The sequence below is a fragment of the Nocardioides sp. NPDC127514 genome, from assembly GCF_040302125.1.
Classification (GTDB): Bacteria; Actinomycetota; Actinomycetes; order Propionibacteriales; family Nocardioidaceae; genus Nocardioides.
In genome coordinates, this window is the sequence record NZ_JBEORF010000012.1 from 36,949 (window position 1) to 51,569 (window position 14,621).

14 protein-coding genes are annotated in these 14,621 nt (G+C 68.0%); 5 read left to right on the forward strand and 9 right to left on the reverse strand.

Annotated elements, in window-relative coordinates; translation table 11 throughout:
• Positions 1 to 93 precede the first annotated feature (93 nt).
• Genes ABTX24_RS11355 through ABTX24_RS11365 form a run of 3 tightly spaced genes read left to right on the forward strand, consistent with a single transcriptional unit; the run spans position 94 to position 2,283 of the window.
• A complete protein-coding gene (locus ABTX24_RS11355; RefSeq protein ID WP_350839611.1) occupies positions 94 to 1,140 on the forward strand; it encodes an NAD-dependent epimerase/dehydratase family protein in 1,047 nt (348 codons plus the stop codon).
• Between the two features lie 20 nt (positions 1,141 to 1,160).
• Positions 1,161 to 1,643: a hypothetical protein gene (locus tag ABTX24_RS11360; RefSeq protein ID WP_350839613.1), complete on the forward strand. Its 483-nt coding sequence runs from the start codon at positions 1,161 to 1,163 to the stop codon at positions 1,641 to 1,643.
• A gap of 28 nt (positions 1,644 to 1,671) precedes the next feature.
• Positions 1,672 to 2,283, forward strand: coding sequence for a flavodoxin family protein (locus ABTX24_RS11365; RefSeq protein ID WP_350839615.1), 612 nt, complete (start codon positions 1,672 to 1,674; stop codon positions 2,281 to 2,283).
• Positions 2,284 to 2,288: 5 nt separating this feature from the next.
• Here ABTX24_RS11365 and ABTX24_RS11370 read toward each other — a convergent pair whose 3' ends face one another.
• Positions 2,289 to 4,427 carry a copper-transporting P-type ATPase gene (locus ABTX24_RS11370; protein ID WP_502890785.1) on the reverse strand — a complete coding sequence of 713 codons (2,139 nt, stop codon included), beginning with the start codon at positions 4,425 to 4,427 and terminating at the stop codon, positions 2,289 to 2,291.
• 196 nt (positions 4,428 to 4,623) lie between these two features.
• Between ABTX24_RS11370 and ABTX24_RS11375 the strand changes: the two genes are divergently transcribed.
• Both ABTX24_RS11375 and ABTX24_RS11380 read left to right on the forward strand, forming a co-directional pair.
• Positions 4,624 to 6,099 carry a multicopper oxidase family protein gene (locus ABTX24_RS11375; protein ID WP_350839617.1) on the forward strand — a complete coding sequence of 492 codons (1,476 nt, stop codon included), beginning with the start codon at positions 4,624 to 4,626 and terminating at the stop codon, positions 6,097 to 6,099.
• Between the two features lie 47 nt (positions 6,100 to 6,146).
• Positions 6,147 to 6,323 (forward strand): DUF4442 domain-containing protein, encoded by a 177-nt coding sequence (locus ABTX24_RS11380; RefSeq protein WP_350839618.1) that lies wholly within the window; start codon positions 6,147 to 6,149, stop codon positions 6,321 to 6,323.
• A gap of 83 nt (positions 6,324 to 6,406) precedes the next feature.
• On the opposite strand, the gene ABTX24_RS11385 is transcribed toward ABTX24_RS11380, so the two are convergent.
• The 8 genes from ABTX24_RS11385 to ABTX24_RS11420 all read right to left on the reverse strand — a co-directional run bounded on the left by ABTX24_RS11385 (position 6,407) and on the right by ABTX24_RS11420 (position 14,513).
• A complete protein-coding gene (locus ABTX24_RS11385) occupies positions 6,407 to 7,003 on the reverse strand; it encodes a hypothetical protein (protein WP_350839620.1) in 597 nt (198 codons plus the stop codon).
• Positions 7,004 to 7,118: 115 nt separating this feature from the next.
• The gene (locus tag ABTX24_RS11390) at positions 7,119 to 7,868 is read right to left on the reverse strand and encodes a L,D-transpeptidase family protein (protein WP_350839622.1); all 750 of its coding nucleotides are present in this window, start codon (positions 7,866 to 7,868) and stop codon (positions 7,119 to 7,121) included.
• Positions 7,869 to 8,123: 255 nt separating this feature from the next.
• The gene (locus ABTX24_RS11395) at positions 8,124 to 9,152 is read right to left on the reverse strand and encodes a serine hydrolase domain-containing protein (protein WP_350839787.1); all 1,029 of its coding nucleotides are present in this window, start codon (positions 9,150 to 9,152) and stop codon (positions 8,124 to 8,126) included.
• A 125-nt stretch (positions 9,153 to 9,277) separates the two neighbouring features.
• On the reverse strand, positions 9,278 to 10,093 hold the full coding sequence (locus ABTX24_RS11400; protein WP_350839624.1) for an ABC transporter ATP-binding protein: 816 nt from the start codon (positions 10,091 to 10,093) through the stop codon (positions 9,278 to 9,280).
• On the reverse strand, positions 10,090 to 11,055 hold the full coding sequence (locus ABTX24_RS11405) for an ABC transporter ATP-binding protein (RefSeq protein ID WP_350839626.1): 966 nt from the start codon (positions 11,053 to 11,055) through the stop codon (positions 10,090 to 10,092). The genes ABTX24_RS11400 and ABTX24_RS11405 overlap by 4 nt, the downstream gene beginning before the upstream one ends.
• Positions 11,052 to 11,948, reverse strand: a complete 897-nt coding sequence (locus ABTX24_RS11410; protein WP_350839628.1) for an ABC transporter permease — start codon at positions 11,946 to 11,948, stop codon at positions 11,052 to 11,054. The genes ABTX24_RS11405 and ABTX24_RS11410 overlap by 4 nt, the downstream gene beginning before the upstream one ends.
• A 2-nt stretch (positions 11,949 to 11,950) precedes the next feature.
• Positions 11,951 to 12,964, reverse strand: a complete 1,014-nt coding sequence (locus tag ABTX24_RS11415; RefSeq protein ID WP_350839630.1) for an ABC transporter permease — start codon at positions 12,962 to 12,964, stop codon at positions 11,951 to 11,953.
• 16 nt (positions 12,965 to 12,980) lie between these two features.
• The gene (locus ABTX24_RS11420) at positions 12,981 to 14,513 is read right to left on the reverse strand and encodes an ABC transporter substrate-binding protein (RefSeq protein ID WP_350839632.1); all 1,533 of its coding nucleotides are present in this window, start codon (positions 14,511 to 14,513) and stop codon (positions 12,981 to 12,983) included.
• Positions 14,514 to 14,621 lie beyond the last annotated feature (108 nt).

Genomic DNA, 14,621 nt, shown 5'->3' on the forward strand with positions numbered 1-14,621 from the left:
GCCTCCTACGGATCGAGTCACCCCTGCGGTACCCGGATCCGGCGATTCAAGCCCGGCGAGCGGCAGTGCTGAACCCGGTCGCGATGGGTACCGGTGAGGCTCACCCAGCAGACCGGCCGCAGGGAGGGCGTGGACAACATGAAGGTGGTCGTCATCGGCGCGTCGGGAAACCTCGGCAGCGCCACCATCCGGGCACTCACCGCCGACGGGGCCGCCGAGGTCGTCGCCGTCGCGCGACGGGCTCCGGACGGGCCTCGAACCCACGAGCATGCCTCCGTCGAGTGGCGGGTGGCCGACGTGTCGACGGCCAACCTGGAGCCGGTGGTGGAAGGTGCCGACGCAGTCGTGCACCTCGCCTGGAAGTTCCAGCCGACACACCGGCCCGAGGAGACCTGGGCCACCAACGCCGTCGGTACGCGCAGGGTCCTCGAGGCGGTGGCCCGGGCAGGCGTCCCGGCTCTCGTGTGCGCCTCGTCGGTGGCGGCCTACTCGCCGGTCGATCACGACGATCTGGTCGACGAGACCTGGGAGACCGACGGGGCCTCCTCTGCTGCGTACTGCCGGGAGAAGGCGTACGTCGAACGGGCCCTGGACGCCTTCGCCTGCGCCCACCCCGAGGTCCGCCTGGTCAGGGTCCGGCCCGCATTCGTCTTCCAGCGCTCGGCCGCCAGCGAGCAACGCCGCATCTTCGGCGGCGCGCTTGCCCGGCCGGAGCTCCTGGATCGGCGGCGCATCCCGGTGGTGCCGGTGCCTGCCGGACTGCGGTTCCAGGCCGTGCACGCCGGAGATGTCGGCCGGGCCCTCGCCACGGCAGCGACCACCGACGTGACGGGCGCGTACAACCTGGCCGGGGACGGCGTCATCGGCCGCGACGAGCTCGGCGAGCTGATGGACGCTCGAACGGTCGAGGTCCCGCCGCGTCTCGCGCGTCATGGCCTGGACGGTGCCTGGTATGCCCGGCTCGCGCCGGTCCCGGGCAGCCTCCTGGACGCGGTCATGCAGCTGCCGCTGATGTCGACCACCCGCGCCGAGCTGGAGCTCGGTTGGCAGCCGCGCCACTCGGCCATGGACGCGCTCGAGGCCGTCCTGTCCGGGATCCCGCAGAAGGCGGGCAGCGAGCTCCCGCCGTTACGACCCTGACGTCCGGACAAGGAGCAGCCATGAACGACGACATGTTGCACGCCTACCTGCAGCACCACTGGGCAGGGTCAAGCGCCGGAGCCGCGCTGTTCGAGCGAGTCGGCCGCTCGCACTCCGACACCGACGTGGCCGCCCGAGTACGTCAGCTGGCGACCGAGATCGACGAGGACCGGGAGCAGCTGCGGCAGATCATCATCGCGACCGGGGCCACCCCGTCGCGCATCGCCGCCACGACGGGGCGCGCGATGGAGTTCGCCGGCCGGTTCAAGCCGAACGGGCGGCTGGTGCGGCGCTCGCCGCTCTCGGACCTGTTCGAGCTGGAGGCACTGCGTGACGCGGTGACCGCCAAGCGGGCCGGATGGCAGCTGCTGCGTGCTGCCACCGAGGACGACGCACGTATCGACCCGCTGCAGCTGGACGAGCTCATCCGCCGCGCCGACGACCAGATCGCCCGGCTCGAGGACCTGCACCTGCGGGTGGGACGTACGGTCATCGGCGCATGACGGCAGAGCCCGCCGGTTACCAGGTGGCATGACGTCAACGACTTGTCTGATCCTGAACTGCACTCTCAAACGTTCACCCGACGAGTCCAGCTCAGAGCTGCTCGGGTCCCAGATCCTCTCGGCGCTCGCGGACTACGAGGTGAAGGGCGAGATGGTCCGGGTCGTCGACCACGACGTCCGCTTCGGAGTGTCCACCGACGAGGGGGATGGCGACGCGTGGCCGCAGCTGCGCGAGCGGATGCTCGCCGCCGACGCGCTCGTGCTGGTCACCCCGATCTGGCTGGGCCAGCCGTCCTCGGTGTGCAAGATGGTGCTCGAGCGCCTCGATGCCGAGCTCAGCGAGACCGACGAGGACGGCCGGATGCTGACGTACGACAAGGTCGCCGGCATCGGTGTCGTCGGCAACGAGGACGGCGCCCACCACGTCACCGCCGAGCTCTGCCAAGCCCTCAGCGACGTCGGCTTCACCATCCCCGCCAACGGCTCGACCTACTGGGTCGGCGAGGCCATGCAGGGCGTGGACTACAAGGACAAGAACCCGACCCCGGAGAAGACCGCGGGCACGACCAGGACCATGGCCCGCAACATCGCCCACCTCGCCGGGCTGCTGGCGGAGTCGCCGTATCCGGCAGGGGAGTGACCTGATCAGCCCAGTCGTGCGGTGCGCAACCGCAGGGCGTTGGCGATCACGCTGACCGAGGAGAGTGCCATGGCCGCGGCAGCGATGATCGGGGAGAGCAGAAGTCCGGTGAACGGGTAGAGCACGCCGGCGGCCACCGGGATGCCGGCCACGTTGTAGACGAAGGCGAAGACCAGGTTCTGCCGGATGTTGCGCATGGTCGCCGCCGAGAGGCGGCGGGCGTTGGCGATGCCGGTGAGATCCCCGTGGAGAAGTGTGATGCCGGCGGACTCCATGGCCACGTCGGTGCCCGAGCTCATGGCCAGGCCGACGTCTGCTGCGGCGAGAGCGGGGGCGTCGTTGACGCCGTCCCCGGCCATCGCGACCACGCTTCCTTCGGCGCGGAGCTGATGGACGACGTCTGCCTTACGGTCCGGCAGCACGCCGGCCTCAACCCGGTCGATGCCAAGCGAGGCGGCCACTGCCCGGGCGGTGACCGGGTTGTCGCCGGTGAGCATGACGACCCGAACTCCCTGGGATCGGAGGTCGGCGAGAGCGGCCGGGGTGGTCTCCTTGATCGGATCGGCGATGGCGAGGGCACCGGCGAGCCGCTGGTCCATGCCAACCAGTATGACCGTGGCCCCGGTGCCGCGCAGCCGGTCGCTCTCGGGTCTCAGTGCGGCGGGGTCGATTCTTTGCGAGTTCAGGAAGTCGGCGCTGCCCAGCGCCACCCGGTGACCGTCGACGGTGCCGAGCACGCCACGTCCGACAGGGGAGTCGAAGCCGGTCACGTCCGGGACCGCCAACCCACGAGTGGTGGCGGCCTCGACGATGGCGCGGGCGAGCGGGTGCTCGGAGGCTCGCTCGGCGCCCGCGGCCAGCCGCACCAGCTCGTCCGCGTCCCCGGCTGGGTCGGAGAGCACGATGTCGGTGACCGCCGGGCGCCCCTCGGTCAGCGTCCCGGTCTTGTCGACGACAACGGTGTCGACCCGCTCCATCCGTTCCAGCGCTTCGGCGTTCTTGATCAGCACGCCGTGGGTGGCGCCACGGCCGACGCCCACCTTGATGCTGATCGGTGTCGCCAGTCCGAGCGCACATGGGCAGGCGATGATCAGGACCGCGACCGCGGCGAGCAGGCCGTGGACGACCCGCGGGTCGGGGCCGACCATCGCCCAGATCACGAAGGCGATGACCGCGATCGCGATCACCGCCGGGACGAAGTAGCCGGCGACCCGGTCGGCCATCCGCTGGATCGGGGCGCGGGACCGTTGGGCCTCGGCGACCAAGGTGACGATCCGCGCGAGCACGGTGTCGTGGCCGATCCGGTCCGCCCGGATGACCAGAGCGCCGGTGGTGTTGATGGTGCCGCCGATCACCGCGTCGCCGGTCGTCTTGGGCACCGGCATCGACTCGCCGGTGACAAGTGACTCGTCCACGCTGGACCGGCCGTCGAGGACTTGGCCGTCCACCGGGACCTTCTCACCTGGCCGCACTCGGAGCGTGTCGTCGATCCGCACCTGGTCGAGACCGATCTCCTCGTCGGTCCCGTCCGGGCGCAGGCGGCGCGCGGTCGTCGGGGTGAGGTCGAGGAGGGCTCGGATCGCTCCCGATGTCTGCTCTCGTGCACGCAGCTCGAGCACCTGGCCGAGCAGGACGAGCACCGTGATGACGGCCGCCGCCTCGAAGTACACGTCTACGGCACCCGTCCCCATGCCCATCTCGGACGCGGACCGGAAGGACTCCGGGAAGATCCCTGGCGCGATGGTGGCGACCACGCTGTAGAGCCAGGCGACCCCGGTTCCCATCGCGATCAAGGTGAACATGTTGAGGTTGCGGGTGCGCAACGAGACCCACCCACGCTGGAAGAAGGGCCATCCGGCCCACAGCACCACCGGGGTGGCCAGGACGAGCTGCAACCAGTTCGAGGTCGACTGTGGGATCGCCTCCCCGACCCGGTCGATGAAGTGGCTTCCCATCTCCAGAGCCACCACCGGGATAGTGAGCACCAGCCCGATCCAGAACCGGCGGCTCATCGCGAGGAGCTCGGGACTCGGCGCCTCGCCCGCCGTGAGGGTCACCGGCTCCAGCGCCATCCCGCAGATGGGGCACGCCCCGGGTCCGGGGCGGCGGATCTCGGGGTGCATCGGGCAGGTCCACTCGGTCACGGTGACAACGCTACCCCCGCGGGGTATCGGAGAAGTCGGCGAAAGGTCCTTCGGGCTCGGGACCTTCGGACCTCCGTGCGCATCCCAACGGCTCCTGCCGGTCCGCGTCAGGCGGGGGAGGATGGCGGAGGACGTGGGATCGAAGGGAGCCCGTCATGTGGTGGGATCGCAGCAGCGACCGGGCAGGCGGCACCTGATGACGCCGCGCCCCGTCGGTCGGCGCGCGGTCCTGGTGGGCTCGGTTCTCGCCATGACCGGAGGGGCACTGGCCGCCTGCGCCGACGAGCGCGGCGGACCATCGGCTGCCCAGGTGATCGGTCCGGGCTCGGACGAGGTCCGCGCGGCCGAGCTGCGGCGGCGATCACCCGGGCAGCGGGTGCACACCGAGCGCCTGACCGCTCGGCCCGCCACCATCGATCTCGGCTCTCGGACCGTCCAGACCTGGTCCTACGGTGAGTCGGTGCCCGGGCCGCTGCTGCGGACGAGGGCCGGTGACCTGCTCCGGGTCGAGGTGACCAACCGGCTGCCGGCGGAGACCAGCGTCCACTGGCACGGTCTGGCGCTGCGCAACGACATGGACGGCGTACCCGGGATCACCCAGAAGGCGATCCGCCCGGGCGCTCCCTTCACCTACGAGTTCACCACCTCGGATCCCGGCACCTACTTCTTCCACCCGCACAGCGGCGTACAGCTCGACCGCGGTCTCTACGGGGTGCTCGTGGTCGACGATCCCGCGGACCCCGGCGACTACGACCAGGAGTGGGTCGTCGTCCTCGACGACTGGGTCGACGGGACCGGCCGGACCCCCGACGAGGTCCTCGCCGACCTGATGTCGACGACAGGGATGGGCCACGGCGGGATGATGGGAGGGTCGATGCGCTCCCCGGTGCTCGGTGGCGCCGGGGACGTCGACTACCCGACCTACCTCCTCAACGGCCGTACGCCGGACGCGCCCGTCACGCTGACGGGCAGGCCGGGACAGCGGGCCCGGCTGCGGATCGTCAACGCCGGGTCCGACACCGCCTTCCGGCTCGCGCTCGCCGGCCACCGCCTCACCGTCACCCACAGCGACGGGTTCCCGGTCGTACCGACCACGACCGACGCGCTGCTGATCGGCATGGGCGAGCGGTACGACGTGACCGTCGACCTCGCAGACGGGGTGTTCCCGCTCATGGCCTCGGCCGAGGGCAAGACGGGCATCGCGCTGGCGGTGGTCCGCACCGGCCGGGGGACGCTCGGTGGTGCCGCGATTCCCGAGCTCTCCCGCCGGTTGGTCCTCGGCAGCGACCTCACGGCCGATCCGGCCGTACGCCTGGACCCCGCCCCCGTCGACAGACGTCTCGACGCGGTGATCGCGGGTGGGATGATGCGCTATCGGTGGACGATCAACGGGGCGCCGTTCCCCGATCACGAGCCGCTGGACGTAGCGAGCGGGGAACGGGTGCGGCTGCGTCTGCGCAACCGGTCGATGATGTTCCACCCCATGCACCTCCACGGACACACCTTCGGTCTCGTGGACGGTGGCGCTCGCAAGGACACCGTGATCGTACGGCCCATGCAGTCGCTCGAGGTCGACCTCGTCGCCGACAATCCCGGCCAGTGGGCCCTGCACTGCCACAACGTCTACCACGCCGAGGCCGGCATGATGACCGTCCTCTCCTACCGGAGATGATCGGCCGGCCCGAACCGGGTATCCGACTCGGCGCCTTGGTGCCGCGCATGGGCGAGATGGGGATCACGATCACCCGGGCCGTACCGGGCCATGTGGTGGCCGAGGTCGGCATGGACGGAAACGCCAACCACCTCGGGACCATGCACGCCGGCACCCTGTTCGGCGTCGCGGAGGTGCTCGCCGGGGTGATCGCCTTGTCGCTGCTGTCGAGCGGGTGCCGGTAGCGGTTCTTGCCTATTTTGATCCGACGTGCGAGGACACTCGGACCCGGAATCGCGTTCGTGGAGGTCGTGACGGTGGCGGGGAATCACTTCCGACGGCACGCGGCAGGGTTCTGGTGCAGGTCCACGTTGTCCCTCACGATCTTGCGGTCCACCCAGCTGTTGCGAGCCACCGAGAAGTTGCCGGCGTAGGAGTTCCTGAGGACACGCAGGGAACGCACCTGATTGCCGACGACGCGGAGGTTGTTGCACGCCTTGTTGTCCCGGACCATCAAGGTTCCCCGATTGTCGCGTACCACGAGATTGTTGGCGATCGACATCTCGCAGATCGCCACGTTGCGGGAGTTGCGGACCATGAGGTTTCGTCCGGCGACCGGGTCCACGCGGCACCCGGCGGCTCCGATGGTGACGCGTTCGACGACGTTTCGGACGTGGATGTTCCGGCCGACATGCGTGTCGGTGATGCTGACCACCCTCGGTGCACCGGTGGTGCGGACGTTGCCGGTGATCCTGGAACTGGTGATCACGCAGCGGGCGCCGTCAGGGACGACTACATGACGGAACGTCCGGTGGTGGTAGCCGCCGTCGCAGACGAGGTCGGGCGGCAGCGCCTGGGCGCTGAGGACCGGCCCCAACACGGGTGCGAGCGCGCCGATGAGAAGGAAGACGACGAGCTTCTTCATGTGAACCCTCCGAGTCCGGGCGATATGTGCCTTCATGACGCGCCAACGGGAACATGTGTTGCACCCTGAGCCGGTGCGGCGCGGGACAGGTTCCGGGTCGGAGCGTCAGTCGAGCTCACACCACGCGTACGCGGGTCTTGACCTTGGTGAAGTCCCAGACCTCAGCCGCCATCGTGGCGCTGAGGCGGATGCAGCCGTCGGAGGTCTTCTCGTCGGTGCCGAGATACCAGTTCGGGTGGATCTGACGACCCGTTCGCATGCTCACCGGCACCCGGTGGAAGGCGACGCCGCAGGGCGCGAACCGGACGAAGTGGTAGAGCCACTGCGTGCCGCTGTAGTTCGTACGTGGGTTGCCGCGCGCCGGTCGGCCGCAGTAGGAGCCGGTGGTGTACCACTGCTTGTCCAGCCATTCCGCGTCGATCATCCCGCCCTGCGCGCGGATGGACCCGTCGGCGCGCACCAGCCAGACCCAGTCCTGTCGCTGGCTGATCACGATGCGGCGTCCGGACCCAGTGCTCGCCGGCACCGGCCGTACGTCGCACCGCTTCGCCGTCGCCGCCATCAGCCGTGTCCGCGTGGTGGTCGTGAACTGACCGCTCGGGCTCAGGCGGTGGCGGGTCTGGAATCGTACGACGGCCGTGCGGGTGTGGGCGTCGACGCGGCCGTCGACGCGGCCGACGTTGCAGCCGAGGCCGGCCAGCCGGGTCTCCCACCGCTTGATCGTCGTGGCGGTGGCGGCGTTGCCGGGGCTGACCACCACCACGGCGGCCGCCGCCAGCGCAACAGCGGCGACGAGAGGGAGAACGAGGACGAGGGCGGAGCGGCGTGCCCGAGATGCGCCGGCCAGGTTCGCGAAGATTGGCACCGGGCGAGATTACGCGAGATCCGCCCTCCAGGCGGGCGCTGTTGCCCGGTTGTTGACCAGACGACGCGGACGCGGGTGGTGCGGCCGGGCGGTCCAGACCCACAGGACAACGAAAGCGGTGGCTGAAGCTGAAAGGACGTCGAAAGGCGTTCTCTCAGGTCAGCCACCGCTTTCAGCAGACGCTGACAGACGCTGGAAGCGCCCGATCAATCGCATGCCGTGCCCGCCGCGGGTGCAACGACCTCGCGTGCTCTGTTATCGGTGCCGGGCGACCAGCCAGCGCATGAAGGCGCTGTTGGCGGATAGGGCGTCGGCCGAAAGAGCCCGCGGGTGGGCGCCGAACTTGGCGACGACGACCTCGTCCGTGGGGTCGATCCAGAGGTACTGTCCGTGGATCCCGGCACCGTAGATGGTGCCGTGGTCGTCGCCTGTGATCCACCACTGGCTGCGGTAGCTGCCGCGGGGGTACACGGTATGGAAATGCGAGCCATTGGCGGCCTTGGTGTCCCCGCCGGCCAGGATGTCCTCGACGAATGAACGTGGTACGACCTGTTGGCCGTTCACGGCTCCCCGGTCGAGGACGAGTTGGCCGAGCCGTGCCAGGTCGCGAGTCGTGCATACGAATCCTCCGTTGGCGAACGCGAAGCCTCCACGGTCGACGGTGATCCCTGCGTCGTCCTGGGTCGGCAACCGCGACCACAGTCGGGTGGAGAGCACGTCGTGGTAGCGCTCGCCGGTGACCGCCTCGGCCACCCATGCCAGGACGTCGGTCGTCGCCGAGCAGTACTGGAGGCGCTCGCCGTGGTGACCTGCCGACCGTAGCGACGTCAGGAACTCGTAGGTGTCGGCCGGGTCGTCTGGGCGCGCGGGGCGCCACCCGGCGACGCGGTCCTGTTGGGCGACATGCGCGGTCGGGTCGTGGTACGTCTCGTCGTACTCGACGGCGACCTGCATGTCCAAGGCCTCCCTGATGGTTGCGCTACCGTACGCGGATCGCTTCAGGCGCGGCACCACCCGTCCGATCTCCGACTGCTCTTCGACAAGACCTTCGTCGATCAGCTGGCCGACCACCAGTCCGCACAGGCTCTTCGACACTGACATCAGTGCGTGCCGCGATGTCGGCGCCATACCGGGGCCATACCACTCCCCGACGAGGGCTCCGCGGTGAAGCACGACTACGGACTGGGCGGCCGTCGTCCTCACAGCCTCCTGGAATGCCGCCTCGCTGGCGGCTGCGAGGGGCCTCGCGGGTACCTGGTCGGCCGGCGCCACCCGCGAGACCACCGCAGTTGGGACGATCTCGCTGAGATGGCCGAAGCCCCACCTGTTCCACGGCGGGTCCTGCCAATTGCTGAGGTTGACCTCGCCGGGGCCTGGCGTACGGTCCAGATCGGATCCGGATGGGGTGCTCAACTGACTACTTCCTCTCGGCTCGAGAGCGCGATGCGAAGGCTGTCGCTCTCGATGGTTGGGCTGGCTGCGACCAGGTTGCGGGTGTACTCGTGCCGGGGCTCCGTGAGGACCTCGCCGGCGAGGCCCTCCTCGACGACGCGGCCCTGAAGCATGACGACCACTCGATCGGACAGGTAGCGCACCACGTCGATCGAGTGCGAGACCATGACGAAGGTCAGGTCGTGCTCGGCCTTCAGGTCGGTGAGCAGGTTGAGGATCTGCGCCTGTACCGAGACGTCCAGCGCGGAGGTCGGTTCATCGAGAATCACCAGTTCCGGATCGGTGACGAGTGCCCGGGCTATCCCGACGCGCTGGCACTGTCCGCCGGAGATCTGGTGCGGCAACCGGGAGCGGTGCGCCTCAGCGAGTCCGACGGATTCCAACGCGGTCCCGACGCGCTTGCGCAGGTCGACGCCGCGAAGCCTGGTGTGCAGCCGCAGGGGTTCGGCCACTGACTCCTCGACGGTCATACGCGGGTTCAACGCCATCACCGGGTTCTGGAACACCATGCCGACGCGGCGCCGCATTGCGCGTCGTTGCTTGGCCGTCATCGCGCCGATGTCGGATCCATCGAAGGTGACCGTGCCCTCGCTTGGTTGCTGGAGCCCGAGCAGACACCTGATCAGCGTGGTCTTGCCGGCGCCGGACTCTCCGACCACGCCCAACGACGTCCCCTGTTCGACGGTCACCGAGACGTGGTCCAGTGCAAGAAATGATGAGCGTCGGGACGTGAACCGACAGACGAGGTCATCGGTTGAGACGAGCGGACTCATAGTTCACCTCCACGGTGGCAGGCCACCTCGTGCTCTGGCGAGATCGGACGCAGGTCGGGATCGCAGGCGCGGCACTCGTCGATGACGGCGAAGCATCGGTCGGCGAACGCGCAACCTTGAACGCTCAGAAGGTTCGCCGGAACCTGTCCGGGAATCGACACGAGCCGATGCTCCGAGCGACGTGGAAGCGCTCCGATAAGGCCCTGGGTGTAGGGATGCTTCGGCTCCTTGAGCACGATGTCGGTCGGCCCAGTCTCGGCCACGCGCCCGGCGTAGAAGACGGCGATGCGGTCGCAGGTGGCCTTGACGACGCCAAGGTCGTGCGTGATCAGCAGGACGCTGAATCCGATGCTTCGCTGCAGCTCGAGGATCAGCAGCAGGATCTGCCGGGCGACTGTGACATCCAGCGCCGTCGTAGGTTCGTCCAAGATCAGTAGCTTGGGTTCGCACAACAGCGCCATCGCGATCATGACCCGCTGGAGCATCCCGCCGGAGAGCTCGTGCGGGTAGGACTTCATCACCCGGTCGGTGTCAGTCAGGCCCACATCGCGGAGTCGTTCGATGATTGCCTCCGCCGCCTCCTCACCCGTGATCCCTCGGTGCCTCTTCAGCACCATGCGGAGCTGGTGGCCCAGTTTGAACACGGGATTGAACGCGGTCCCGGGGTTCTGGAACACGATGGAGATGACGTCGCCACGCGCGAGCGCGCGCTTCTTCTCCGTCAGGGTGAGCTGGTCTTCCCCGTCGAAGAACACCTGACCCGACGTACGGGCCTGGGGTGGCAGGGTTCCGAGAATGGCATGGGCCGTGATCGACTTCCCGCAGCCGGTCTCGCCAACGATGCCGAGCACCTCTCCGCGTCCGATCTCGAACTCGGCGCCGCGGACGGGGCGATTGGTGACGCGTCTGCGTTCGACGAACTCGATCGACAGGTCTCGGACATGAAGCAGGGCGGTGCTCATCGGCTGTGCCTCCGTGGGTCGAGAATGTCACGCAGCGAGTCCCCGAGGAGGTTGAACGCGAGCACGGTCACGAAGATCGCCAGTCCGGCGAAGGTGGAGACCCACCACGACGTGAAGATCTGGCTACGTCCCTCGGCGACCATCAGGCCCCAGTCGGGCGCCGGTGGTTGCGCTCCGAGGCCGATGAACGCCAATGAGCCGGCTGCGAGGACAACCGTCCCGACGTCGACCGTGGCTTGGACCAGCACCGGTGTCAGGGAGTTCTTCATGATGTGCCGTCGCAGGATGGTCCAGGTCGGCACTCCGATCGCCTCTGCCGCCGCGACGAAAGGACGTTCACGTAGAGACTTCGCCTCTGCCCGCACCAGTCGTGCGTACCAAGGCCACCACGACACCACCAGCGCCAGGGCGGCGTTCTTGAGGTCCGGTCCCAGAAGGGCGACGACGACCATTGCCAGCAGCAGCGGAGGAAAGGACTGGAAGATCTCGGTGACGCGCATGAGTACGCTGTCGAGCCATCCTCCGCGGTATCCGGCGATGGCGCCGAGCGGCACTCCGATCGCAGCCGCGGCGGCGACGACGGAGACCGAGATGAGCAGTGCCGGTCGTGCCCCCATCAGGATGCGGCTGAGCATGTCGCGCCCGAGGTCGTCGGTGCCGAACGGGTGGGTCAGGCTGGGAGCGAGGTTCGCGTCCACGACGTTGGCAGCACCCCGTCCTTGGTCCGGGTAGGGCGCGAGCCATGGCGCGAGGATGGCGATCAGGATGAGGCCGACGACCAAGATCAGGCCGACCAGCGCGAGGCGATCGCGGGTGAGGGTGCGTACAAGGGACTGCCTGGTGGGTGGCGGTTCGGCCAGGGCGGTCGCCGGTTCGATGAGGATCTCTGTCATGGTCAGCTCCGCGTTCTGGGGTCGATCTCGGCCTGTAACAGGTCGACGACGAGGTTGGAGATCAGATAGCCGGCGGCTCCGAGGAGCGTGACCGCCATGATCACCGGGTAGTCGACGGCCAACATCGCCTGTGTGGCGTACTGACCGATGCCGGGCCAGTTGAAGACCACCTCGACGAAGAAGGTGCCTGTCAGCATGTAGGCGATCGAGAGTCCGATGACCGTCAGTGGGGAGGACAGTGCGTTCTTCAACGTGAGCTTCCAGACGATGCTGCGTCGACTCAGCCCGTAAGCCCGAGCGGTCAGCGTGTAGTCCTGGTCAAGCGCTTCCAGCATCGATGCCCGCGTCATCCGCGCGATCAGGCCGAGCGGGTACGCGGCGAGGGTGATCGCCGGGAGGATCAGGTGGGCAAGGCCGTCTTGGAGGGCCGCCCAGTTGCCGGTGAGCACACAGTCGATCAGCGCGAAGTGGGTGATCGGATCAACGGGGTTCGAGTACGCCATCGTCGTACTGAACTGGCCGGTGGCCGGAAGGATCCCCAGTCGTCCGACGAAGACGACCTGCAGCAACAGGCCCAGCCAGAACGCCGGCATCGACACGCCGCCGATCGACAGGAAGCGGATGATCCCGTCAAGCACCCCGCTCTGACGACGGGCGGCCAGGACGCCGAGCGCGATCCCTAGGACCGTTGCGATGGACATTGCTGCGGCGATCAGTTCGAGCGTCGCTGGGAGTCGTGAGGCGAGGTCGGGCAGGACCGGCTGCTTGGTCGCCAGTGAGTTGCCGAAGTCACCGGTGATGACGCGCCCGAGAAAGTCGATGAACTGCACGGGCAGCGGATCGTCGAGCCCGAGCCGTGTCCTGATCTGATCGAGGGTCTCGGACGTGGCCTTCGGCCCCGCGTACACGACGGCCGGGTTGGACGGCACGACGCGAGCGAGAACGAAGGTGAGGCACGTGATGGTGAGCATCACAGCGCCGGCGGCAAGCAGCCGTTTCGCGATGAAGAGTGGCATGGTGTGTGTCTCGCGCTCAGCTCGCCGGCTTGAACTTCGCGAAGAAGGTCGTGAACGGGTAGTTCTCGTTCGCGACCGGGGCATCCAGGCCCTTGGGAACGACCGACACGGTCTGAGCGTCGTAGAGGAACACGCCTGGCGCCTGTTCGTAGAGCACGCCCATCGCGTCCTCGTACATCGCCTGTGCCTTCTCGCGATCCGTTGCGGTGAGCTTCGCGGCGTCGTCGATCAGCTTGTCGTACTCGGTGTTCTTCCAGTAGCTCAGGTTGAAGTACGGATCCTTCGACGAGCGGAACAGCGAGTAGAGGTTGTCCGAGCCCGCGTCGCTGTAAGTCGGCCAGTAATAGAGAACGAAGATGTCCTGCGCTTCGGCGGGGTTCGCCTTGGCGTCCTCCCATTGCTGGTTGAAGAGCTGGCTCTTGACCTCGAGTTCGACGCCGACCTTCGCGAACGCGTCCTTGATCAGTGGGACGAACCTCTTCTCGGCGGCGTTCTCGGAGGCAAAGGTCAAAGTGAGGTCGAACCCGTCGGGGTGGCCGGCCTCGGCCAGCAGGGCCTGTGCCTTGGCGATGTCCTGCTTGTACTGCGGTACGTCGCTGGAGAAGGGGAAGATGCCGTCCGGGACCGGGCCACGGCTCTGCGACCCGTATCCCTTGGCGCCGACCTCGATGATGTCGTCGTAGGGGATCGCGTAGGACAGGGCCTGGCGGACCTTCGGGTCATCGAGCGGCGGCCGGGTGGTGTTGAAGAACGCCAAGAAGTTGAACGGCGACTTCGACACCTCGACGTTGAAGGCCGGATCGTTCTCGAACGTGTCGACGTTCTCCAGCGGGATCTGCGTGGAGTACTGCACCTCGCCGGCGGTGAGCATCTGCTGGGCTGTCACCGCATCGGACGTGATCGCGACGTCGACGGTCTCGTAGGTGGCAGCGTCCTGGGTGTTCCAGTAGTCCTCAAACCTCTTGAGGACGACCCTCTCACCCGGCTTGTAGGAGTCCAGGGTGTACGGGCCCGTGCCGGCGTCGACCCCGGACTCGTAGTACTTCTCGTCCTTCTCGACGGCATCGAGTGCTGACGGGGCGACGATCCAGGCACCGTAGGTAGACGACACGATCAGGTCCACAGGCGCGGCGTAGCTGAGCTTGATGACGACCTCGTCCTCGCTCGGAGCCAGGATCTGCTTGACCGGGGTCCAGATGAACGACGCCCCAGCGTGATCACGGGCAGCATCGAGGCTCGCCTTCACCGCCGCGGCGTCGACGGCCTCGCCGGTGTGGAACTTGACACCGTCGCGGATCTTGAAGGTCCAGGTGAGCCCGTCTTCGGACGAGCTCCACTCGGTCGCGAGTGCCGGGGTGTACTCCTCGTCGCTTCCGGCCGGGTTCTTCCAGATCAGCGGCTCGTACATGTTGCCCATGTAGGTGGCCTCGGTCGAGAAGGACTTGACCGGGTCCCAAGTCGTGACGGAGGCCGACGAGGCGACGGTGAGGACATCCGTGCTTGCGTCGCCACCGTTGGCGGCCGACCCTCCGCCAGAGCATGCGGCCACAAAGATCAAGCTCGCCGCGGCCATCACAGAGGCGGCGATTCGACGGTGTTTCACGTTAACTCCCTTGTGCACTTGTGCAGGACTTTGGTAACCGCCATTCTGAGAGCC